General features: G+C 69.5%; 19 protein-coding genes. 8 read left to right on the top strand and 11 right to left on the bottom strand.

The window, feature by feature from the left end; genetic code table 11:
- Nucleotides 1–64: 64 nt before the first annotated feature.
- Genes AC01Y6_RS04285 through AC01Y6_RS04275 form a run of 3 tightly spaced genes read right to left on the bottom strand, consistent with a single transcriptional unit; the run spans nucleotide 65 to nucleotide 4387 of the window.
- Entirely contained in the window at nucleotides 65–1141 is a 1077-nt protein-coding gene (locus AC01Y6_RS04285) for a TRAP transporter substrate-binding protein (RefSeq protein WP_428721858.1), read from the bottom strand.
- Nucleotides 1142–1173: 32 nt separating this feature from the next.
- Nucleotides 1174–1527 (bottom strand): response regulator, encoded by a 354-nt coding sequence (locus AC01Y6_RS04280; RefSeq protein WP_428719736.1) that lies wholly within the window; start codon nucleotides 1525–1527, stop codon nucleotides 1174–1176.
- Nucleotides 1505–4387, bottom strand: a complete 2883-nt coding sequence (locus AC01Y6_RS04275; RefSeq protein WP_476670383.1) for an ATP-binding protein — start codon at nucleotides 4385–4387, stop codon at nucleotides 1505–1507. Before AC01Y6_RS04275 ends, AC01Y6_RS04280 begins: the two co-directional genes overlap by 23 nt.
- A gap of 97 nt (nucleotides 4388–4484) precedes the next feature.
- Between AC01Y6_RS04275 and AC01Y6_RS04270 the strand changes: the two genes are divergently transcribed.
- Genes AC01Y6_RS04270 through AC01Y6_RS04260 form a run of 3 tightly spaced genes read left to right on the top strand, consistent with a single transcriptional unit; the run spans nucleotide 4485 to nucleotide 7341 of the window.
- Nucleotides 4485–5630, top strand: coding sequence for an acyl-CoA dehydrogenase family protein (locus AC01Y6_RS04270; RefSeq protein ID WP_476670382.1), 1146 nt, complete (start codon nucleotides 4485–4487; stop codon nucleotides 5628–5630).
- A 12-nt stretch (nucleotides 5631–5642) separates the two neighbouring features.
- Complete coding sequence (locus AC01Y6_RS04265; RefSeq protein ID WP_476670380.1) at nucleotides 5643–6386, top strand: electron transfer flavoprotein subunit beta/FixA family protein; 744 nt, start codon at nucleotides 5643–5645, stop codon at nucleotides 6384–6386.
- A gap of 10 nt (nucleotides 6387–6396) precedes the next feature.
- Nucleotides 6397–7341: an electron transfer flavoprotein subunit alpha/FixB family protein gene (locus tag AC01Y6_RS04260; RefSeq protein WP_476670378.1), complete on the top strand. Its 945-nt coding sequence runs from the start codon at nucleotides 6397–6399 to the stop codon at nucleotides 7339–7341.
- Nucleotides 7342–7364: 23 nt separating this feature from the next.
- Here the strand turns inward: AC01Y6_RS04260 and AC01Y6_RS04255 are convergent, their stop codons facing one another.
- Nucleotides 7365–7751 carry a hypothetical protein gene (locus tag AC01Y6_RS04255; RefSeq protein WP_347240923.1) on the bottom strand — a complete coding sequence of 129 codons (387 nt, stop codon included), beginning with the start codon at nucleotides 7749–7751 and terminating at the stop codon, nucleotides 7365–7367.
- A gap of 70 nt (nucleotides 7752–7821) precedes the next feature.
- Between AC01Y6_RS04255 and AC01Y6_RS04250 the strand changes: the two genes are divergently transcribed.
- Complete coding sequence (locus tag AC01Y6_RS04250) at nucleotides 7822–9387, top strand: acyl-CoA carboxylase subunit beta (protein WP_476670376.1); 1566 nt, start codon at nucleotides 7822–7824, stop codon at nucleotides 9385–9387.
- Entirely contained in the window at nucleotides 9387–10046 is a 660-nt protein-coding gene (locus AC01Y6_RS04245; RefSeq protein WP_476670375.1) for a type-5 uracil-DNA glycosylase, read from the top strand. Before AC01Y6_RS04250 ends, AC01Y6_RS04245 begins: the two co-directional genes overlap by 1 nt.
- Here the strand turns inward: AC01Y6_RS04245 and polX are convergent.
- Nucleotides 10024–11751, bottom strand: a complete 1728-nt coding sequence (gene polX, locus AC01Y6_RS04240) for a DNA polymerase/3'-5' exonuclease PolX (RefSeq protein WP_476670373.1) — start codon at nucleotides 11749–11751, stop codon at nucleotides 10024–10026. The genes AC01Y6_RS04245 and polX overlap by 23 nt on opposite strands.
- 34 nt (nucleotides 11752–11785) lie before the next feature.
- On the opposite strand from polX, the gene AC01Y6_RS04235 reads away from it, so the two are divergent.
- Nucleotides 11786–12034: a hypothetical protein gene (locus tag AC01Y6_RS04235; RefSeq protein ID WP_347240919.1), complete on the top strand. Its 249-nt coding sequence runs from the start codon at nucleotides 11786–11788 to the stop codon at nucleotides 12032–12034.
- Here AC01Y6_RS04235 and AC01Y6_RS04230 read toward each other — a convergent pair.
- A complete protein-coding gene (locus tag AC01Y6_RS04230) occupies nucleotides 12000–12998 on the bottom strand; it encodes a dihydroorotate dehydrogenase-like protein (protein ID WP_347240918.1) in 999 nt (332 codons plus the stop codon). The two genes, AC01Y6_RS04235 and AC01Y6_RS04230, sit on opposite strands and share 35 nt — an antisense overlap.
- A gap of 10 nt (nucleotides 12999–13008) precedes the next feature.
- A complete protein-coding gene (nifJ, locus tag AC01Y6_RS04225) occupies nucleotides 13009–16509 on the bottom strand; it encodes a pyruvate:ferredoxin (flavodoxin) oxidoreductase (RefSeq protein WP_476670371.1) in 3501 nt (1166 codons plus the stop codon).
- 67 nt (nucleotides 16510–16576) lie between these two features.
- On the opposite strand from nifJ, the gene AC01Y6_RS04220 reads away from it, so the two are divergent.
- Together AC01Y6_RS04220 and AC01Y6_RS04215 are read left to right on the top strand one after the other, a co-directional pair.
- The gene (locus AC01Y6_RS04220) at nucleotides 16577–16702 is read left to right on the top strand and encodes a hypothetical protein (protein WP_347240917.1); all 126 of its coding nucleotides are present in this window, start codon (nucleotides 16577–16579) and stop codon (nucleotides 16700–16702) included.
- 31 nt (nucleotides 16703–16733) lie between these two features.
- Nucleotides 16734–17960 carry an aminopeptidase gene (locus AC01Y6_RS04215; protein ID WP_476670369.1) on the top strand — a complete coding sequence of 409 codons (1227 nt, stop codon included), beginning with the start codon at nucleotides 16734–16736 and terminating at the stop codon, nucleotides 17958–17960.
- A 126-nt stretch (nucleotides 17961–18086) separates the two neighbouring features.
- On the opposite strand, the gene merA is transcribed toward AC01Y6_RS04215, so the two are convergent.
- The 4 genes from merA to AC01Y6_RS04195 form a co-directional block, all read right to left on the bottom strand.
- Complete coding sequence (merA, locus tag AC01Y6_RS04210; protein WP_476670368.1) at nucleotides 18087–19457, bottom strand: mercury(II) reductase; 1371 nt, start codon at nucleotides 19455–19457, stop codon at nucleotides 18087–18089.
- Nucleotides 19454–19663 carry a heavy-metal-associated domain-containing protein gene (locus tag AC01Y6_RS04205; protein WP_347240913.1) on the bottom strand — a complete coding sequence of 70 codons (210 nt, stop codon included), beginning with the start codon at nucleotides 19661–19663 and terminating at the stop codon, nucleotides 19454–19456. The genes merA and AC01Y6_RS04205 overlap by 4 nt, the downstream gene beginning before the upstream one ends.
- A 9-nt stretch (nucleotides 19664–19672) precedes the next feature.
- Nucleotides 19673–20101, bottom strand: coding sequence for a MerR family transcriptional regulator (locus tag AC01Y6_RS04200; protein ID WP_476670366.1), 429 nt, complete (start codon nucleotides 20099–20101; stop codon nucleotides 19673–19675).
- Nucleotides 20102–20266: 165 nt separating this feature from the next.
- Nucleotides 20267–21505, bottom strand: a complete 1239-nt coding sequence (locus AC01Y6_RS04195) for an aminotransferase class I/II-fold pyridoxal phosphate-dependent enzyme (protein ID WP_476670365.1) — start codon at nucleotides 21503–21505, stop codon at nucleotides 20267–20269.

Genomic DNA, 21505 nt, shown 5'->3' with positions numbered 1-21505 from the left:
CCCGCTCTGGCTGCCGCCAGAGCGGGAGCTCCCAAAAGCTGTCGCGAAACTAAGGTGTAGCCCCTTAGGAGGCGGGAAGGGCAAAGGCCTCGTAGCCCAGCTCGGCCACGGCGAACCAGCGGAAAAGCTCGCTCCGGAAGGCCCAGTAGGCGGTGTAGACCTTCTTGTAGGTGGCGTCCTTGGCCGCCTGCTCCTCGTAAAGGGCCTGGGCCTCCTCCAGGGCCTTTTTCATGATCTCGCCGGGCCAACGCCTGAGGCGCACCCCCGCCCTCAGAAGGCGCTCCAGGGCCTTGGGGTTTTGGGCATCGTACTTGGCCATCATGGTGAGGTTGACCTCGGCCGCCGCCACCTGGAAGGCCTCCTGGAACTCCTTGGGAAGCCCCTGCCACGCCTTCTGCCCCACCAGGAAGGAGAGCTGGGCGCTGGGCTCCCAGAAGGAGGGGTAGTAGTAGTAGCGGGCCACCTTGTAGAAGCCGAGCTTCTCGTCGTCGTAGGGGCCGGAGAACTCCGTGGCGTCAATGGTCCCCCGCTCCAAGGCGGGGTAGATGTCCCCCGCCGCCAGGGTCTGGGGCACCACCCCGAGCCGGCCCATCACCAGGCCCCCGAGGCCGGGAATGCGCATCCTTAGGCCCTTGAGGTCCGAAAGGGTCTTGATCTCCTTGCGGAACCAGCCCCCCATCTGGGCCCCGGTGTTGCCCCCGGGGAACTGAACCACCCCGAAGTCGGCGTAGACCTGCCTGAGGAGATCTAGCCCCCCGCCGAAGAGCATCCAGGCGTTGTGCTGGCGGTAGGTCATGCCGAAGGGCACGCCCCCGTCAAAGGCCAGGGCCGGGTTCTTGCCCACGTAAAAGGGACCGTAGGTGTGCCCGGCCTCCACCGTGCCCCCCTGGACGGCGTCCAGCACCTGGGCCCCGGGCACGATCTCCCCCGCCTGGAAGACCCGGATCTGGAACCGGCCCCCCGTCAGCTCGGAAACCCTCCTGGCCAGGTCCTCGGCCCCGCCGAAGAGGGTGTCCAGGCTTCTGGGATAGCTGGAAACGAGCCGCCAGCGCACCTGTGGAGCCGCCTGGGCAAAGACGGAGTAGGCGAGGCTCGCCGCCAAGCCCACCCCCACCCGCTTGAGGAAACTCCGCCGCCTCATAGGACCTCCCCTTCCACTATAGAGGATGGGGCTTAGCCCCCCACAAGCCTCTCCACCTGGGCGAGAAGGGTCTGGCCCTCAAAGGGCTTGCCCAGGAAGGCCTGGGCCCCGGCCTTAAGGGCCTCCTCCTGGCTTCGGGCCGAGACGCTGGCGGAAAGGGCCAGGACGGGAATGGGGCTTCTGGCCCGGACCTGGCGGATCACCTCGAGGCCCGAAAGGCCCGGCATCACCAGGTCGCAGATCACGAGGTCGTACCCTTCCCCGAAGCGCTCCAGGGCCTTTTGGCCGGAAGGGGCCCAGTCCACTTGGTGGCCGGCCCGCTCCAGGAGGCGGCGCACCATGTGGGCCACCAGGGGCTCGTCCTCAACCAGAAGGATGCGGGCCATATAGGGGTAGGATAACCCGGAAGAGGCTTCCCTTCCCCTCCTCGCTCTCCACCTCTATCCGCCCCCCGTGGGCCTCCACGATGTGCTTGGAGATGAAAAGCCCAAGGCCGGTACCGGACACGCCCCGGGCCCGGGCGTTCTCCGCCCGGGCGAAGCGCTGGAAGAGCTTGGGAAGCTCCTCCTTGGGGATGCCCGGGCCCGTGTCCCGCACCTCTATCGCCACCTCCTCCCCCGCCTGCCAGGCGGAAAGCCGCACCGCGCCCCCGGATGGGGTGAACTTGAAGGCGTTGGAGAGGAGGTTGCCCACCACCTGGGCCACCCGATCCGGGTCGGCCTCCAGGAGGGGAAGCTCCTCCACCTCCACCTGGAAGTCCACCCCGGAAAGCCGGGCCACCCCCTGGAAGCTCCGCGCCAGGTCCAGGAGGAGGGGCTTGAGGTTCACGGGCCGCCGCACCACCTCAAAGCGGCCGGCCTCGAGGCGGCTCGTGTCCAGGAGGTTGTCCACCATGGTCTTGAGGCGGAAGGCGCTCTCCAGGATGAGGTCCAGGGACTCCTGGGCCGAAGGCGAGAGGGGCTCCTCCTTGAGGAGCTCCGCCAGGCCCATGATCACCGCCAGGGGGGTGCGGAGCTCGTGGGAAACGGCGGCGATGAACTCCCCCTTGACCCGCTCGGCCTCGAGCCTCGGCCTCAGGTCCCGGAGGTCCACCACGACGCCCCCCACCCTGGGGTCCTGGAGGAGGTTCCGGCCCCAGGCCTCCACGGGAATGGGGGTGCCGTCCCTGTGCAGGACCCTAAACTCCCCGGAGAGGGTGGAGCCCGGCTGGGCCAGGAGCTCCTGGAAAAAGGCCTGGGCCTGGGGCAGGTCCCCGGGGTGGACGAGGTCCCAGGCCCGCCCGAGGCCCTGGGGCTCGTAGCCGAGAACGCTCCACACGCTGGGGCTAACAAAGCGGAACCCCCCGTCCTGGTCCAGGACGCACACCACGTCCTGGTAGTGCTCCAGGAGGGCCAGGAGGCGGGCCTCCTCCGCCTCAAGAAGCTCCAGGAACCGGGTCTTCTCCAGAACGAGGGCAAGGAGGGTGGCCACCTGGGCAAGGCGGGCGAGGAGCCGCTCGGAGAAGCGCCGAGAGGCCCGGTACCCGAGGAGGAGGACCCCCCGGAATCCCCGGGCGCGGAAGGGCACCACCAGGGCGCTTCCCAGGCCCAAAGCCCCGGCCAGGGCGCAGTCCTCGGCCGTGAGGACCTCCACCCCCAAGGGGGCCTCTTGGGCGAGGGCCCTTTCCAGGAGGTTGGGCCGGGGCAGGCCCTCGGGGAGGGCGCAGGTGGCGAAGACCACCTCCTCCTTCCCCCCCTCCACCGAGACCAAAAGCCCCTCCTCCGCGGCGAAGAGCTCCTTCAGGCGGGTCACCACCGCCTCCCCAAGGGCCCTTAGGCTCTCCCGCCTGAGGGCCTCCTGGGCCAGGTCCACCAGGGCCTGGGTGAAGGCCGCCTGCTCCCTCAGGGCCCGCTCCACCCGGGCCCGCTCGGTGATGTCGTGGAGGACCAGGATCGCCACCTCCCCGGCCCTGCGCCCCCGCACGCTGAAGGCCCGCCCCCCAAGGGCGAGCTCCATCCTCCCTCCCTCCAGGGCCGGGGCCAGGGCGGCGGGCAGGTCCTCCAGGGCCACCTCCGGCCCCAAGCCCAGGGCCTCCCGGGCCCGGGCGTTGGCGAAGCCCCGCTCCCCGAAGAGGACCACCACCCCATCGGGAAGCTCCTCCAGGACCTGGGTGAGGCGCTCCCGCTCCGCCGCCAGGGCCAGGGAGAGCCGGGTCTTCTCCCGGAAAAGCCGGGCGTTCTGCAGGGCCACCCCGGCGGCGCTCACCGCAAGCTCCAGGTGGCGCACCTCCTCCTCGGCCACGGGCGGCCCCCCGGGGCCGTGGTCCACCGCCAGCACCCCGAGGAGCTCCTCCTCCGCCACCACCGGCAGGTAGGCCACGCTGGGACCCACCCCCTCCCTCACCCCCTCGGGCAGGGCCTCCCGGGGCACCAGGAGGCTCTGCCGCTCCCGGGCCGCCCGGGCCATGGGGTCGGGGGAGGAGGCGATGGGAAGGCGGATCCGGCTCCGCCCCTCCGTCCAGAACACCTCTCGGCCCCGCACGGTGAGGTACCCCTCCAAGAGGCCCTCCCGGGCGAGGGCCACGGTGACCCGGAAGAAGCCGAAGCGCTCGGCCAGGGCGCGGGCCAGGGCCTCGAGGACCGCCCCGGGCTCTAGAAGCCTCGCCACCTCCCGGGCGAGGGCGGTGACGTGCCAGAGGGCCTCCGAGTGCCGGGAAAGCCGCCTTAAGGCCTCGTCCCGCTCCCTCAGGAGCTCCCCGTTCTTCAAGGCCAGGGCCGTGAGCTGGGAGAGGAGGGGGAGGAAGGGCACGAGGCCCTGGGGGACGCCCTCGAGGCTCAGCACCCCCTTGGCCGCGAAGTGCGGGCAGGAGGGGCAGACCACGGGGCGGTTCTCCCGCGTGGCCCGGGGGCGCTCCGTGCACCGCCTTTCGGGGTCGGCCCAGCAGAAGCGGGCCTCCTCCCCCACCACGGGAAGGAGCCACTCCTCCTTGAGCCTCACCGGGCCCTCGGCGAAGAAGGCCTCCTGGATGGGGCCGCGGGCGTAGAGCGGAAGGGCGATGGCCGAGACCGTGTGGTGCCGCCCCTGCCCCGAGGCCACCTCCCCCACGAGCTCCCGCCTTTCGGGGTGGTAGAGGAAGAGGGCCGCCCGCTCCACCCCCTCCTCCGTGGCCACCTCCAGGAAGTTGCGCAGGAGCTGGGTGGGCTCGAGGTCCTTTAAAAGCGCCCGTTGGAAGCGGGCCAGGACCTCCATCTGCCCCACAAGCCGCATCTTGCCCCAATGGTAGCATGGGGCCTGGGTTGCCAGGGACGGGGCAAAATCTTAGACTGGGTCAAAGAGTGGGCCCCCTGGCCCCCGGAGGTGCGGTATGCCCATAGACTTCAGCCTCACGGAGGAGCAAAGGCAGCTCCAGGCCCTGGCCCGGCGCTTCGCCAAGGAGGTCATCCTCCCCGTGGCCCGGGAGTACGACGAGAAGGAGGAGGTCCCCTGGCCCGTCATAGAGAAGCTCCACGAGGTGGGCCTCCTGAACGCCATCATCCCGGAGGCCTACGGGGGGATGGGGCTCAAGATGCTGGACGAGGTGATTGTGGGGGAGGAGCTCGCCTACGCCTGCATGGGCATCTACACCATCCCCATGGCGAGCGACCTGGGCATCACCCCGGTGCTCCTCGCAGGGACGGAGGAGCAGAAGGAGCGCTTCCTAAGGCCCCTCACCAAGAAGCCCGCCCTCGCCGCCTTCGCCCTCTCGGAGCCCGGAAACGGCTCCGACGCCGCCGCCTTGAAGACCAGGGCCATCCACCAGGGGGACCACTACATCTTGAACGGCACCAAGATGTGGATCTCTAACGGGGGAGAGGCGGAGTGGGTGGTGGTCTTCGCCACGCTGAACCCCGAGCTCCGCCACAAGGGGGTGGTGGCCCTGGTGGTGGAGAGGGGCACCCCCGGCTTCAAGGCCATCAAGATCCACGGGAAGATGGGCCAAAGGGCCAGCGGCACCTACGAGCTCGTCTTTGAGGACGTGAAGGTGCCCGTGGAAAACCGCCTGGGGGAGGAAGGGGAGGGCTTTAAGATCGCCATGCAGACCCTGAACAAGACCCGCATCCCCGTGGCCGCGGGGAGCGTGGGGGTGGCGAGGCGGGCTTTGGACGAGGCCAGGAAGTACGCCAAGGAACGGCAGGCCTTCGGCCAGCCCATCGCGGGCTTCCAGGCCGTCCAGTTCAAGCTCGCCGACATGCTCATCGGCATTGAGACCGCCCGCGTGTACACCTACTACGCCGCCTGGCTCGCAGACCAAGGCCTCCCCCATGCCCACGCCAGCGCCATCGCCAAGGCCTACGCCTCGGAGATCGCCTTTGAGGCGGCCAACCAGGCCATCCAGATCCACGGCGGCTACGGCTACGTGCGGGAGTTCCCCGTGGAAAAGCTCCTCAGGGACGTGAAGCTCAACCAGATCTACGAGGGGACCAACGAGATCCAGAGGCTCATCATCGCCAGGCACATCCTGGCGGAGTGAGGGAGGTGAGGGATGAAGTTCGTGGCGGTGATCCGGCAGGTGCCCGACGGCGAGAGCAGGCTCAAGGTCCAGGGGGACCGGGTGGACCTCTCCGGGGCCACGATGATCCTGGACCAGATGGACGAGTACGCGGTGGAGGAGGCCCTCCGCCTCAAGGAGAAGCACGGCGGGGAGGCGGTGGTGGTGGGCTTCGGCCCCGAGCGCACCGAGGAGGCCATCCGCACCGCCTTGGCCATGGGGATGGACCGGGGGGTCCACGTGGTCTACGAGGGCTACGCCGACCCCGTGGCCGTGGCCGAGGCCCTGGCGGAGGTGCTCAAGGAGGAGGCCCCCACCCTGGTCCTCACCGGGGGGCAGCAGGCGGACTGGGACAGCCAGGCCCTTGGGGGCGCCCTGGCGGAGGCCCTGGGGGTGCCGGTGGTGGCCTGGACCACCGCCTTGGAGCTGGAGGGGGAAACGGCCAAGGCCAAGCACGACCTGGACGAGGGGGCGGAGTGGGTGCGGGTGAGGCTTCCCGCCCTCTTCACCACCCAGCAGGGCCTGAACGAGCCCCGCTACCCCACCCTGCCCGGGATCATGAAGGCCAAGAAGAAGGAGATCCGGAAGGTCCAGGCCAGCCTTGCCCCCAAGGTCGTCCTCCTTTCCGAGGAGATCCAGGAGAAGTCCAGGCTCGGCAAGATCCTGGACGGCAAGGATCCCGTAGCGGCGGCGGAAGAGCTGGTGCGGCTCCTCCACGAGGAGGCCAAGGTCATCTAGGAGGTGCCTAATGGTGCTCGTAGTCTTGGACCACGACGGAAAGCGGCTCAGGAAGGGAAGCCTCGAGGCCCTCACCCGGGCCAGGGACCTGGCCCAGGCCCTGGGGGGGAAGGTGGCCGGCGTTCTCCTCGCCGAGGAGAAGGCCCCCGTGGAGGAAGCCCGCAAGCACGTGGAGGTCCTCTACACCGCCACCCTAGGCCCCTACACCGCCGAGAAGTGGGCGGCCGGGGTGCTCAAGGCCGCCGAGGCCGCGGGGGCCAAGGCGGTGGTGGCCCCCTCCTCGAGGCAGAGCCGCACCTACCTCGCCCGGGTGGCCTACGCCCTGAAGGCGGGGCTTCTTGAGGACACCCTCGAGTCCCGCGTGGAAGAGGGCGAGGTCCACGCCACCCGCTACGCCTACCTGAACCGGGTCACGGAGCGGGTGCGGGCCTCCCTCCCCGTGGTCCTCACGGTGAAGCCCAACACCACGCCCCTGGCCGAACCCCTTTCGGGGGAGGCCGAGGTGGTGGCCCTCTCCGTGCCCGAGGTGCCCACGGTGGAGGTGCTGGAGCGCCTCCAGGAGGAAAGGAAAGGGGTCTCCCTCACCGAGGCGGACGTGGTGGTCACGGGGGGCCGGGGCCTGGGGAGCGCGGAGGCCTTTAAGAAGGTGGAGGAGCTCGCCGCCCTCCTCGGGGGCGCGGTGGGGGCCACGCGGGCGGTGGTGGACGCGGGCTGGCGCCCCTACGCCGAGCAGGTGGGGCAAACCGGCAAGACCGTCCAGCCCTCCCTCTACATCGCCCTGGGGGTATCCGGGGCGGTGCAGCACCTCGCGGGCATGAACAAGAGCAAGTACGTCGTGGCGGTGAACAAGGACCCCGAGGCCCCCATCTTCAAGCACGCCGACTACGGCATCGTGGGGGACGTGCACCAGGTGCTTCCCGCCCTCATTGAGGCGGTGAAAAAGCTGAAGGACTGAAGGCCCAACCTCAGGGGGCGGCCTCAGCCCTGGGGCGGGCCGCCCTCCCCCTCGGAAGGGGGCGCCTGCTCCTTAGACCCCTGGCCCGTCTGCCGCACCAGGCGGAGGACCAGGTAGAGGAGGAGAAGCGCCACCAGAAGCCCCACCGCATAGGGCCAGGCCGGGGCCCCCTGGGGCGGGGGCACCTCGGGCAGGGAAAGGGGCGGGCTCGGCGCCTTGAAGACCTCCCCTTCCACCCGGGAAAGCCGATCGGAAAGGGCCCTTAACGCTTCCTCTTGGGCCCGGACCTTGGCCTCCAGAAGGGCCACCCGGGCCGCCAGGCCTTGGTAGGAGGCGTAGGCCCGGTAACCCCCCCAGCCCAAGAGCACCAGAACCGCAAGGGCCACAAGGGCGTAAAACCACCTTTTCATGGAACACCTCCTTTCTCTTAAGGCCCGGGCTTCCCTCTGGGCCCAAGGGCATTGTATCATGCCCTCACCTATGGCCGACAACGCCCGTCTCATCCTGGACGAGCTTTTGGCGGAGCTGGAGGAGCGGCGCAAGAAGGTGCTCCTGGGAGGGGGCGAGGAGCGCATAAGGAAGCAGCACCAGCAGGGCAAACTCACGGCGAGGGAGCGAATAGACTACCTCCTGGACCCGGGAAGCTTCGTGGAGCTCATGCCCTTCGCCGAGCACCTGGAGACCGGGCTCATGGAGGGCCTCGAGGCCCCCGCGGACGGGGTGGTGACGGGCTACGGCACCATCGGGGGGAGGCTCGTCTTCGTCTTCAGCCAGGACTTCACCGTGCTCGGGGGCTCCTTGGGCAAGATGCACGGGCGCAAGATCGCGAGCCTCATGGACCTCGCGGCCAAGGTGGGGGCCCCCATCGTGGGCCTCAACGACTCGGCGGGGGCCCGGATCCAGGAGGGGGTGGACAGCCTCTCGGGCTACGGGGAGGTCTTCTACCGGAACGCCATTTACTCCGGGGTGGTGCCCCAGATCTCCGCCATCCTGGGGCCCTGCGCCGGGGGCGCGGTCTACAGCCCCGCCATGACCGACTTTATCCTCATGAGCCGGGGGACGAGCTACATGTTCATCACCGGGCCCGAGGTGATCAAGAGCGTCACCAAGGAGGAGGTGGGCTTTGAGGAGCTCGGGGGGGCCGACGTCCACATGGAAAAAAGCGGGGTGGCCCACCTGGAGGGGAAGGACGACCAGGAGGTCCTGGACCTCATCAAGAAGCTCCTCTCCTACCTCCCCCAAAACAGCCGGGAAAAGCCCCCGGTTTTGGAGCCCAAGGACGACCCCTTCCGCCCCACCCCGGAGCTTTTGGACCTCGTCCACCCCGACGCCAAAAGGCCCTACAACATGCACCAGGTGATCCGCACCCTCCTGGACGACGGGGAGTTTCTGGAGCTCCAGCCCCGCTTCGCCCGCAACCTCATCGTGGGCCTGGGGCGGCTCGGAGGGTACCCCGTGGGGGTCATCGCCAACAACCCCCGCTTCATGGCCGGAGCCCTGGACATCAACGCCTCCGACAAGGCGGCCCGCTTCATCCGCACCATGGACGCCTTCGGGATCCCCCTCCTCACCCTGGTGGACGTGACGGGCTTCCTGCCCGGGGTGGCCCAGGAGCACGGGGGCATCATCCGCCACGGGGCCAAGATGCTCTTCGCCTACGCCGAGGCCACGGTCCCCAAGATCACCCTCATCGCCCGCAAGGCCTACGGGGGGGCCTACCTCGCCATGAACTCCAAGGACATGGGGGCGGACGTGGTCCTGGCCTGGCCCACGGCGGCGGTGGCGGTGATGGGGGCCGAGGGAGCGGCGAACATCATCTACCGCAAGGAGATCCAGTCCTCCCCGAACCCCGAGGAGACCCGGAGGAGGAAGATTGAGGAGTACCGCCTGGCCTTTGACAACCCCTGGGTGGCGGCGGCCCGGGGCTACATTGACGACGTCATTGACCCCAAGGACACCCGGCGCGTCCTCTACCGGCACCTGAGGATGCTCTGGGACAAGCAGGAGGAGAGGCCCAGGAAGAAGCACGACAACATCCCCCTGTGATGGACCTCGAGGCCTTCCGCGAGGAACTCGCCGCCTGCCGCCTCTGCCCCCGCCTCGTGGCCTGGCGGGAAGGGGTAGCGGGCAAGAAGCGGGCCTTCCGGGGCGAGCCCTACTGGGCGAAGCCGGTGCCGGGCTTCGGGGACCCTAAGGCCCGGATCCTCCTCTTCGGCCTCGCCCCCGGGGCCCACGGCTCCAACCGCACGGGCCGCCCCTTCACCGGGGACGCCTCCGGGGCCTTCCTCTACCCCCTGCTCTACGAGGCGGGTTTATCCAACAAACCGGAAAGCCTTCCCGGCGACGACCTGAGGCTCCACGGGGTCTACCTCACCGCGGCGGTGCGCTGCGCCCCGCCCAAGAACAAGCCCACCCCCGAGGAAATCCGCACCTGCGCCCGCTGGACGGAGGTGGAGCTCGGCCTCCTCCCCGGGGTGCGGGTCTACCTGGCCCTGGGGAGGGTGGCCCTCGAGGCCCTCCTCGCCCACTTCGGCCTTCGGAAGAGCGCCCACCCCTTCCGCCACGGGGCCCACTACCCCCTTCCCGGGGGAAGGCACCTCCTCGCGAGCTACCACGTCTCCCGGCAGAACACCCAGACCGGAAAGCTCACCCGGGAGATGTTCCTGGAGGTCCTGAAGGAGGCTAAACGCCTCGCCGGGCTTTGAGCCGGGCCAGGAGGTCCTCGTAGTCCAAGGTGTTGAGGACCCGCTCGGGGCCGATCCAGGCCCTTTGGGCCGTGCCCACGGCGAGCTCCATGAAGCGGAGGTGGTCCACCTGGTGGGCGTCGGTGGAGAGGCTCACCCAAAGCCCCATCCCGTAGGCCATCCGGGCCAGGTCGTCGGGGAGGTCCATGCGGTCGTAGTAGCCGTCGATCTCCACCGCCACGCCCTTTTCCTTGGCCTTTTGGAAAATAGCGTCCCAGTCGGCCTCAATGGGGGCGCGCCGCCCCAAAAGCCTCGCCGTGGGGTGGGCGAGGACGTGGACGAGGGGGTTCTCCAGGGCCTTGAGGAGGCGCCTCGTCTGGTCGGCCTTGGAGAGGTTGAAGCGGGAGTGAATGGAGACCAAGACCAGGTCCAGCTCCCTTAGGACCCAGTCCGGGTAGTCCAGGGTGCCGTCCGGGTGGATGTCCACCTCGGCCCCCGCGAGGAGGTAGGGGGGCCCGTGGGTCTCGTTGAAGCGGCGGATGGCCTCTATGCGCTTCAGGGCCTCCTCGGGGGAGGGCCCCCCGGCCACCCGCACCGCCGGCGAGTGGTCGGTCACGGCGAGGTAGCGGTAGCCCAGGGCCTTCGCCGCCTCCCAGAGCTCCTCCAGGGTGTTTTTCCCGTCGGAGTAGGTGGAGTGGACCTGGAGGTCCCCTTTCACCTGGGAAAGCGCTATGAGCCTGGGAAGCCTTCCCTCCAAGGCGGCCTCCACCTCCCCCCGGTCCTCCCTCAAGGGGGGCGGGATCCAGGGGAGGCCGAGGGCGGCGTAGACCTCCTCCTCCGTCTCCCCGGCGATGCGCTTCTCCCCCCGGAAGACCCCGTACTCGGAAAGCTTCAGGCCCTTCTCCTGGGCGAGGGCCCTGAGCTTGATGGAGTGGTCCTTGCTCCCCGTGAGGTACTGGAGGCCCGCCCCATAGCTTTCCGGCGGGACCACCCTTAGGTCCACCTGGAGGCCGTTTTTCAGGAAGACCGTGGCCCGCTCCTTCCCCTTGGCGTAGACCTCCTTCACCTGGGGAAGGCCCACGAAGCCCGCCACCACCCGCTCGCCCTCCCGGCTCGCCACCAAAAAGTCCAGGTCCCCCACGGTGTCCTTGTACCGCCTCGCCGAGCCGCAGAGCTCCGCCTTCTCCACCCCGGGGAGGCTCCTTAGGCCCGCGAGGAGGTCCCGCGCCAGGGAGAGCACCGCCCCAAGGGGCCTCCTCTTCCCCGCCGCCTGGGCGAGGGCGAGGCCTTCCCGGATGCGCTCCGCCTTCTTGGGGCCGAAGCCCTTAAGCCGGGTGAGCTCCCCCCGGTCCAGGGCCTCCTCGAGCTTCTCCAGGGAGTCTATGCCCAAGGCCTCGTAGAGGAGGCGGGCGGTCTTCGGCCCCACCCCGGGCACCTCCATGACGGCGAGGACTCCCCGGGGGACCTTTTGGGAAAGCTCCTCGTGCTTCTTGACCCTGCCCGTGCTCAAGAACTCCAGGATCTTTTCCGCGAGGTCGGGTCCGATCCCGGGAAGCTCCAGGAGGGCCTCCTTGCCCTTTTCGGCGATCTCCTCTATGGGGGTGTCCAGGTCGTAGAGGGTCCGGGCCGCCTGGTGGTAGGCCCGGACCCTGAAGGGGTTGTCCCCCAGGAACTCGCTCATGAGCCCGATCTCCTCAAAGATCCGGGCCAGCTCCTGGTTCCTCATGGCCCTACTATACGCGTACACTGGGGGCCAAGCCATGCCGAGGCCGGACCGCTTCCGCAAGACCGTGGTGGCCCTCCTGAAGGCCGAAGGGCACCCCCTCCACTACACGGAGATCGGCCGCCGCCTCAAGGAGATGGGCCTTTGGGAGGCGGTGCGGGAGCCGGAAAAGATCGCCAAGATCCGCCTCTCCGCCCTGGCCCGCTGGCACCGGAGCCCGGTGGTGGCCCAGGGGAGGGGCTTCTACGCCCTCAAGGAAGAAGGCGGTACGAGCCCAGAACCTTGAGGTAGTTGGCCCGCTCCAAGGCGGCGGGCTCGGCCACGTTTCGGTAGCTCATGGCGCCCCGCATCTCCTCCACGCTCTCGTAGCCTTTTTCCTCCATGAAGGCCCGAAGCTCGGAGAGGACGGTCTGGAAGTGGCGGGGACCCCTTTCCAGAAGGGCGGAGGTCATCATGGCCACCTGGGCGCCCGCCAGGAGGGCCTTGGCGGCCTCCTTCCCCGAGTGCACCCCGCCCGTGAGGGCGAGCTCCAGGTCCACCCGGCCGTAGAGGAGGGCCACCCAGTGGAGCCTGAGCAGGACCTCGTGGGGGCGGGAGAGGCTTAGGGTGGGCACCACGGAGAGGGTTTCCAGGTCAAAGTCCGGCTGGTAAAAGCGGTTGAAGAGCACCAAGGCCCGGGCCCCGGTCCCCTCCACCCGCTTGGCGAAGTGGGCGAAGGCGGTGAAGGCGTGGCCCACCTTCACCGCCACGGGCACCCTCACGCTTTCCGCCACCGCGCGGATGGTGTCCAGGTACATGGCCTCCACCTCAGCCCCGGAGAGGGCGGGGTCGGTGGGGATGTAGTAGAGGTTGAGCTCCAGGGCATCGGCCCCGGCCTCCTCCAGAAGCCTCGCGTACTCCACCCATCCTCCCCGGCTCACCCCGTTGAGGCTGGCGATGATGGGCACGGAGACCCGCTCCTTGGCCCGGGCCAGGAGGTCCAGGTGGCGGTCCGGGGTGAGGCGGTACTCGTGGGCCCGGGGGAAGTAGGAGAGGGCCTCGGCGTAGCTCTCGTGGCCGTAGTGGAGGTAGTGGTCCAGCATCTCCTCCTCGAGGGTCACCTGCTCCTCAAAGAAGGAGTGCATGACGATGGCCGCCGCCCCCCCGTCCTCCAGGCGCAGGAAGCCCTCCAGCTTCTCCGTGAAGGGGGAGGCGGAGGCCACCAAAGGGTGGGCCAGCTCCAAACCGAGATAGGTGGTCCTCAGGTCCATGGTCACCTCCTCAGGCCAAGGCCTCCCTCGCCGCCAGGCGCATAAGCCGCTCCCAGCGCTCCCGCACCGCCTCCTCCGCCAGGCGCAAGAAGGCCTCGGCCCCCTCGGGATGGGTCTGCAGGAGAAGGCGGTAGCGGTTCTCGGCGTAGAGGTACTCCCTTAGGGGCAGGGTGGGGGGCTTGGAGTCCAGCCTCAGGCCCTCCCCCGGCAGGTAGCGGAAGAGGGGCCAGTAGCCGGTGCGCTCCGCCAGCCTCTGGTGGTCCATGCCCTTGGCCATGTCGATGCCGTGGGCGATGCAGTGGCTGTAGGCGATGAGGAGGGCGGGGCCCTTGTGGGCCTCGGCCTCGAGGAAGGCCCTCACGGTGTGGGCGTCGTTCGCCCCCATGGCGATCTGGGCCACGTAGACGTGGCCGTAGCTCATGGCCATGAAGGCCAGGTCCTTCTTGGGGGTAGGCTTGCCCGCCATGGCGAACTTGGCCACCGCCCCCAGGCCCGCGGCCTTGGAGGCCTGGCCCCCGGTGTTGGAGTAGACCTCGGTGTCCAGGACCAGGACCTTCACGTTGGCCCCGCTAGCCAAGACGTGGTCTAAGCCCCCGTAGCCGATATCGTAGGCCCAGCCGTCCCCCCCCACGATCCACACGGAGTGGGGGATGAGGGCGTCCGCCACCGCCAGGAGGTCCTTGGCCCGGGGGTCTTCCAGGGAGGCGAGCCTTTCTTGGAGGCGGGCCACGTCCTTCCTCCGCTCCTCCACCTCCTCGGGGCCCACCTCACGAAGGAGCCTCTTTAGAAGCTCTTCCCCCAGGACCTCCCGGAACTCGGGAAGAAGCCTTCTCGCGTACTCCGCCTTCTTGTCCAGGGCGAGGCGCATGCCGAGGCCAAACTCGGCGTTGTCCTCAAAGAGGGAGTTGGCCCACGCGGGGCCCCGGCCCTCCCGGTTTTTGCTCCAGGGGGTGGTGGGGAGGTTCCCCCCGTAGATGGAGCTGCACCCGGTGGCGTTGGCCACGATGAGGCGGTCGCCGAAGAGCTGGGAGAGGAGGCGCAGGTAGGGGGTCTCCCCGCACCCGGCGCAGGCCCCGGGAAACTCAAAGAGGGGCGGGAGGAGCTGGACGTCCTTCACCGCGTGGAGCTTGAGGCCCGCCCTCGGGGTCTCGGGGAGGGAGAGGAAGAAGTCCCAGTGGGCGTTCATGGCCTCCCGGACCTCGAGGCGGGGAGCCAGGTTCAGGGCCTTGCGGCTGGGGTTGCGCTTGTCCTTGGCCGGGCAGGCCTCCACGCAGAGGGAGCACCCCGTGCAGTCGTCGGGGCTGATGGCCAGGACGAACTCCCCGGAGAGCTCCTTCCACATGGCCTTGCGATGGGGAAAGCCCTCTGGAGCCCCTTGGAGGGCCTCCTCCGGCACCACCTTGGCCCGGATCACGGCGTGGGGGCAGACCAGGACGCACTTCCCGCACTGCACGCAGACCTCGGGGTCCCAGGTGGGCACGAACTCGGCGATACCCCGCTTCTCGTACCGGGCGGTGCCCGTGGGGTAGGTGCCGTCCGGGGGAAAGAGGGAGACGGGCAGGGCATCCCCAAGGCCCAAGGCGATGGGGCCCAGCACCTCCCGCACGAAGGGGGGCGGGTCCCCCACCATGGGGGGGATGAGCTCCCGCTCCGAGGTGACCCGCCCGGGCACGGGAAGGGCCTCCACCGCGTCAAAGCCCAGGTCCACCGCCTGGAAGTTCCGCTCCAAGACCGTGCGCCCCCGCTTGCCGTAGCTCTTCTCAATGCCCTTCTTGATGCGGGCCTTGGCCTCCTCCTCGGGAAGGACGCCGGAGAGCTTGAAGAAGGCCGCCTGCATGATGGTGTTGATGCGCCCCGGGAGGCCCACCTTCCGGGCCAGCTCGTAGGCGTTCACCACGTAGACCTTGAGGTTTTTTTGGAGGATGGCCTCCTGCACGGGCCTCGGCAAGCGCTCCCACACCTCCTCCTTGGGGTAGGGGCTGTTGAGGAGAACCGTGGCCCCCTCCTCGGCCACCTCCAGCATGGGGAAGCGCTCCAAGAAGCCCCACTGGTGGATGCCCACGAAGTTGGCCTTCTGGATCAGGTAGGGCTTGTTCAGGGGGTTGGGGCCGAAGCGCAGGTGGCTCACGGTGCGGGAGCCCGACTTCTTGGAATCGTAGACGAAGTAGCCCTGGGCGTAAAGGGGGGTCTCCTCCCCGATGATCTTGATGGTGTTCTTGTTGGCGGAGACGGTGCCGTCCGAGCCCAAGGCGAAGAAGACGGCCCGCACCGAGGCCGGGTCCTCAAAGTCGGCCTCCGGGTAGGCGAGGCTCGTGCCGGTGAGGTCGTCCACGATGCCCACGGTGAAGCCGTGGCGGGGGCGCTCTTTCTTCAGCTCCTCGTAGACCCCGAGGGCCATGGCGGGGGTGAACTCCTTGGAGGAAAGGCCGTACCGCCCGCCCACCACCACGGGCACCTCGCCTCCCCTAAGGGCCAGGGCCGCCGCCACCTCCTGGAAGAGGGGCTCCCCCACGGCCCCGGGCTCTTTCCCCCGGTCCAGGACGGCGAGCTTCCTCGTGGTGGGGGGGAGGACCTCGAGAAAGCCCTCGGCGTGGAAGGGCCGGTAGAGCCGCACCCGCACCATGCCTACCCGTTCCCCCTGGCGGAGGAGGCGCTCCACCGCCTCCTCCACGCTCCAGGAGGCCGAGCCCATGACCACCACCACCCGTTCCGCCTCGGGGTGGCCCAGGTACTCGTAGGGGCGGTAGCGCCGGCCCGTCACCCCGGCGAAGCGGTCCATGGCCTCCTGCACCACCTGGGGAAGCCTCAGGTAGTAGGGGTTGATGGCCTCGCGGTTCTGGAAGTAGTGGTCGGGGTTCTGCGCCGTGCCCCGGATCACCGGGGCCTCGGGGGTGAGGGCTCGCCTGCGAAAGGCCTCCAGGGCCTCGTAGGGGAAGAGGGCCTTGAGCTCCCGGTCCGAGAGGGGGAGGATCTTCTGCACCTCGTGGGAGGTGCGGAAGCCGTCCATGGCGTGGAGGAAGGGGAGGCTCGCCTTCAGGGCCGAGACGTGGGCGATGGCCGCCAGGTCCTGGGCCGCCTGGACCGAGTCCGAGACCAGGATGGCCCACCCGGTGGGACGGACGGCGTAGAGGTCCTGGTGGTCCCCGAAGATGGAGAGGGCGTGGGTGGCCAGGGCCCGGGCGGCCACGTGGATGACCCCGGGGAGGGCCTGGCCGGCGATCTTGTACATGTCGGGGATCATGAGGAGGAGGCCTTGGCTCGCGGTGAAGGTGGTGGCCAGGGCCCCCTCCTGCAAGGCCCCGTGCAACGCCCCGGCGGCCCCCCCTTCCGACTGCATCTCCACCACCTTGGGGGGTAGGCCGAAGAGGTTGGGCTCCCCCCGGGCGGCCCACTCGTCGGAGAGCTCGGCCATGGGGCTGCTGGGGGTGATGGGGTAGATGGCGATGACCTCGGAGAGGCGGTAGGCCACCCGGGCCACCGCCTCGTTGCCGTCCACGGTGATGGGGCGCATGGGCTTCACCTCTCCCCTACCCTATCCCTTCCCCCGGGTGAGGAATGTCCCGGGGTAGAATGGGGGCATGCTCCGCTACCTCCTCGCCCTCGCCGCCTTGGGGGTGGCCCTCGAGGCCTACCGCCCCCTCCTCCTTCTCCTCGCGGGCCTCGCCCTGCTTCTCGCCAGGCCCCGAAGCTGCCCCAGGCCTTGACGAAGGCCCCCTTTAGGCGAAGACTTGGGGCGTGGACGCCTTCAAGCAGAACCTGGAGAAGCTCGCCGAGCTCGCCATCCGCGTGGGGCTCAATCTGGAAAAGGGGCAGGAGGTCATCGCCACCGCCCCCATAGAGGCCGTGGACTTCGTGCGCCTCCTGGCGGAGAAGGCCTACCGGGAGGGGGCGAGCCTCTTCACCGCGCTTTACGGGGACCAGGAGCTTGCCCGCAAGCGCCTCGCCCTGGTGCCGGAAGAGGGGCTGGAGAAGGCCCCCGCCTGGCTCTATGAGGGCATGGCCAAGGCCTTCCGGGAGGGGGCGGCGAGGCTTGCCGTCTCCGGGAACGACCCGAAGGCCTTTGAGGGGCTTCCCCCGGAGAGGGTAGGAAGGGCCCAGCAGGCGGGCGCCCGGGCCTACAAGCCCGCCCTCGAGGCCATCACCGAGTTCGTCACCAACTGGACCATCGTCCCCTTCGCCCACCCCGGCTGGGCGAGGGCGGTCTTCCCGGACCTCCCCGAGGAGGAAGCGGTGAGGAGGCTATGGGAGGCCATCTTCCAGGCCACCCGGGCGGACCTAGAAGACCCCATCGCCGCCTGGGAGGCCCACAACCGCTTCCTCCACGAGAAGGTGGCCTACCTGAACGCGCGCCGCTTCCACGCCCTCCACTTCCGGGGGCCGGGAACCGACCTCGTGGTGGGCCTCGCCGAGGGGCACCTCTGGCAGGGCGGGGCCACCCCCACCAAGAAGGGGCGCCTCTGCAACCCCAACCTGCCCACGGAGGAGGTCTTCACCGCTCCCCACCGGGAGCGGGTGGAGGGGGTGGTGCGGGCAAGCCGCCCCCTGGCCCTGGGGGGCACCCTGGTGGAGGGGATCTTCGCCCGGTTTGAAAGGGGCTTCGCCGTGGAGGTGCGGGCGGAAAAGGGAGAGGAGGTGCTGAGGCGGCTCTTGGACGCGGACGAAGGGGCGAGGCGCCTGGGGGAGGTGGCCCTGGTCCCCGCGGACAACCCCATCGCCAAAACGGGCCTCGTCTTCTACGACACCCTCTTTGACGAGAACGCCGCAAGCCACATCGCCTTCGGCCAGGCCTACGCGGAAAACCTCGAGGGCCGCCCCTCGGGGGAGGAGTTCAGGCGGCGGGGCGGGAACGAGAGCCTCGTCCACGTGGACTGGATGATCGGCTCCGAGGAAGTGGACGTGGACGGGCTCCACGAGGACGGGACCCGCACTCCCCTCATGCGCCGGGGGAAGTGGGTGGTGTAAAGGGCTTTACTCCCCTCTGCCTCCCCACCGGCTAGCCTTAGAGGCGGAGGTGAGGCGACGAAGTGGTTCTTGCTTATCGGACTTCTGGCCCTCGGACCACGAGCTCAAGGCCACCGGGCCACCCCCTCAGGCGCAGCAGGAAAGCTTTTGGGGGTCGGTGTCCAGGGCCTGGGCCACGAGCCGCACCCCCTCGGCCAGGGTTAGGTAAGGGTGGAAGGCGTCTACGAGGTCCCGGTAGCTTAAGCCGTACTTCACCGCCAGGATCCCCTCCTGCACTACGTCCCCCGCCTCGTGGGCCAGGACGTGGAGGCCGAGGACCGTGCCCTCTTCGTCCACCACGATCTTGAAACCCCCCCGGGTGTCGCGGGCGGTGAGGGCCTTGGGCAGGAGGGAGAGGGGGAGAAAGGCCGCCCTCGCCGTCAGGCCCCTCGCCCTCGCCTCCTCCTCGGTGAGGCCCACCGCGGCCAGGGCGGGGTCGGTGAAGGTCACCCGGGGGAGGGCGGCGAGGTCCAGGGGCGTCTCCACCCCCAGGGCGTTTCGCGCCGCCACCCGGCCCGAGTGGGCCGCCACGTAGACGAACTGGGGAAGCCCGGCGGCGTCCCCGGCGGCGTAGACCCGGGGGTTGGTGGTGCGCAAGGTGGGGTCCAGCTTGAGGAAGCCCCGCTCGTCCCGCGCTACGCCCGCCCGCTCCAGGCCGAGCCCCTCCAGGTCCGGCCTCCTCCCCGTGGCCACGAGGAGCCTCTCCGCCTCAAAAACCCCCCGGTCGGTCTGGACGCGGAAGGACCCTTCCCGGGCCACGGCCTCCACCCGGACCCCGGTGTGGACCCTAAGGCCTTCCTCCTCCAGGTAGCCCCGAAGGAGCCGGGCAAGCTCCCGGTCCTCCTGGGGCAGGACCTCGGGCAGGGCCTCGAGGACCACCACCCGGCTCCCGAGCCTAGCGAAGGCCTGGGCGAGCTCGAGGCCGACGGGCCCTCCCCCCACCACCAGGAGGCTTTCGGGGAGGGCGGGGGCGGAGAGGGCCTCGAGGTAGGTCCAGGGGGCGCTCTCCCGGAGGCCCGGGATGGGGGGAAGGAAGGGCCTCGCCCCGGTGGCGAGGAGGTACCGCCCCGCGAGGACCTCCCGCCCCTCCACCTCCATCCTTTCCCCGTCCAGGAAGCGGGCCCTCCCCCGGAGCACAAGGACCCCGGCCGCCTCCAGGACCTCCTGGTACTTCTCCTTCCGGAGGGCCGAGATCAGGGCCTCCTTGCCCGAGAGGAGGGCCGTCCAGTCCACCTCGAGGGCCCCCGTGCGGAGGCCGGGGAAGGCGGGATGGCCCGCCCGGTGAAAGGCGTCCGCCGCCCGGAGGAGGTACTTGGAGGGGACGCACCCCACGTTCACGCAGGTCCCCCCCAAAACCCCCGCCTCCACGAGGGCCGCCTTGGCCCCGAGGGCGCTCGCCTCCAGGGCCGCCGCCACCCCGGCGGAGCCCGAGCCCACGATGAGGAGGTCGTAGGTCATAGGGCCTCTCCCGGGTAGCCCACCCGCTCCAGGGCGGCGAGGAGGTCCTCCAAGGCCGCCTCTCCCACCACGTGGGCCTCCTTCCTCAGGTAGTCCACCCTCACCTTCTCCACCCCGGCCACCTGGCCGAGGGCCGCCTCCACCGTGCGGATGCACCCCGCGCAGTGGATCTTGGGCACCTTGATGCGGTAGCGGTTTTTGTCCATGCCCCCAGGTTAGACCCTAGAGCAAGCTCTAGGGTCAAGGGGGTCCAGGTAGACGCAGTGGTCCTTCCCGTCGCAGGCGGGGTCGGGGTGGGCCTCGGCGTAGGCAAGCCGTTCGGCCAGGGCCCTCTCTAAGGCCTGGAGTTCCCGAAGCCTGCGCCGCACCTCCTCTAAACGCCTTTCCAGGGCCTCCCGCACGTGGCGGCAAGGGGGCTGCCCCCCCTCCATGGCCCGGAGGATCCCGGCGATGTCCTCCAGCCTAAGCCCCGCCGCCTGGGCCTCCTTGATGAAGCGGAGGCGGTCAAGGGCTTGATCCCCGTAGAGGCGGTACCCCCCTTTCGTCCGCCCCTCGGGGGCGAGGAGGCCGAGCCTCTCGTAGTAGCGGAGGGCGTCCGGGGAGAGGCCAAAGGCTCGGGCGAGCTGACCGATGGTAAGAGGCATGGCTCACCCCTTATCCGAGGATTCCAGAAGGGGCGGGCCGGAGAGGTGCGCTAGTGTATCTTTTCACGATTAAGCTGGCATGTGCCACATATCTCCTCTCTAGACCCGAACCCTCACCCTCCATAGCCACACCCGCCACCTTCAAAGCCACCCAAGGGCCCATGGCTACACCACCTCCAAGGCCTCCAGGAAGAGGGCCAGCAGGTCCTCCGGATCCTCCAAGCCCACGGAGACCCGCACGAGCCCCGGGGTGACCCCGGCCTGAAGCCTCGCCTCCTCCTTTAGGCGGCTGTGGGTGGTGGTCCAGGGGTGCACCAAGAGGGTGCGGGCGTCCCCAAGGTTCGCCGCCTTGAGGAGGCGGATGGCCCCGAGGAAACGGCTCGCCGCCTCCTGGCTTCCCAGGTCCAGGGTGAGCATGGGACCCCCCGAGGCCAGGTACTTTTGCGCGTTGGGGTAGGCCGGGTCCCCGGGGAGGCCGGGGTAGCGGAGGGCCTTCACCTTGGGGTGGCCCTGGAGGCGCTCGGCGAGGAAGCTTGCGGTCGCGCTCATCCGCGCCACCCTCAGGGCCACGGTCTCCAGGCCCTGGAAGAGGAGGTAGGCGTGGAAGGGAGAGAGGCTCATGCCCAAGAGGGAGAGCCCCAAGGTGCGCACCCTTTCGGGGTAGCACCTGGCCCCCAGGGCCTCCCAGGGGATCTGCCCCTTGGGGTCGGGCTCCAGGAACTGGGGAAAGCGCTCCCAAAGGGAAGTTTCCCGGGAAAGCACCGCCCCGCCCAGCACCGAGCCGTGCCCCGAGGCCCACTTGGTGAGGCTTTGCACCACCAGGTGGGCCCCCCACGCTAGGGGCCGGCAAAGCGCCCCCGCCGCCCCGAAGGTGTTGTCCACCACCAGGGCCACGCCCCTCTCCTCGGCCAGGGAGGCCAGGGCCTCGAGGTCGGGCACGAGGAGGGCGGGGTTGGCCATGGTCTCCACGAAAAGGACCCGGGTCTTCTCCGTGAGGGCCTCCCGCACCCCCTCGGGCTCGGGGTCCACGTAGCGCACCCTCACCCCCATGAGGCCCAAGACCTGCTGAAAAAGCCCGATGGTCTGGCCGAAAAGCCCCTTGGCCGCCACCACCTCGTCCCCCTGGCGGAGGAGGGCGAGGAGGGCGGCGAAGGTGGCCGCCTGCCCCGAGGCCAGGGCCACGGCCTCCAGGGCCCCCTCCAGGGCCTTGAGCCTTTCCTCCAGGGCTTTGGCCGTGGGGTCCTTCTGCCGGGCGTAGACGTAGCCTTCCCCGGTGGCGAAGCGCTCCTGCCCTTCCTCCAAGGTCTTGAAGCCGTAGGCGGCCACGGCGTAGATGGGAAGCCCCACCGCCCCGTGGGGGTCCTCGGGGAGGCCGGAAAGCACCGCCAGGGTCTCGTACCTCAT

The organism is Thermus sp. (genome assembly GCF_056332225.1).
The sequence above is the reverse complement of the archived record's forward strand: the minus strand, read 5'-3'. Positions and strand labels throughout refer to the sequence as shown.